The organism is Streptomyces sp. DH12, assembly GCF_020873895.1.
GTDB lineage: Bacteria > Actinomycetota > Actinomycetes > Streptomycetales > Streptomycetaceae > Streptomyces.
The window spans coordinates 1-523 of record NZ_JAHWGT010000675.1; the positions used below are offsets into that span (position 1 = coordinate 1).

At 66.5% G+C, this 523-nt stretch carries 1 protein-coding gene; it reads left to right on the forward strand.

Features of this window, described 5'->3' with window-relative positions; all coding sequences use genetic code 11:
* Positions 1-132 precede the first annotated feature (132 nt).
* On the forward strand, positions 133-318 hold the full coding sequence (locus LPA54_RS36420; RefSeq protein WP_093768593.1) for a hypothetical protein: 186 nt from the start codon (positions 133-135) through the stop codon (positions 316-318).
* Positions 319-523 lie beyond the last annotated feature (205 nt).

A 523-nucleotide genomic window follows, 5' to 3' on the forward strand; every position in this document is an offset into this window, starting at 1 on the left:
GGTTATAGGACTCTTCCAAGTGGAGATAACTAAGAACAAGTTGGTCACCAACTCGCCCAACCTGGCAGACCCACAAAGGGGTTGGCTCACCAGGAGGGCGGCGGGGAGGCCACCGGACAAAGGGGGACCGCCATGCCGCTCATCGCCGTCGTCGTCGCCGCCCTGGCCATCGGGTTCGAGCAGCTCGTCCAGTGGAAGTACGGCCCGATGGGGATCATCGCCTTCGTCGCCCTCACGGTGGGCATCAAGGCGCGCAACACCGTGATCAGCGGCATCGGCGCGGTCATCCTCGTGATGCTGTTCGCCCAGTCCGGCTGAGGGCACTCCGCACGGACCGCCGGCCGGGTTCCCTTCCGGAGGGGAGCCGGGAGCCCGCCGACGGGCACCACCACAACCACAACTGAACAGCTCGCTACGGATGCACCAACGCCCACCCGTCACCGGCGGAAGGAGCAAGCGACAGCGCACTCAGAAGATGTCCGGGCACCACGGTCGCCTGGACGTACGCAGCAGGGCGTCGGCC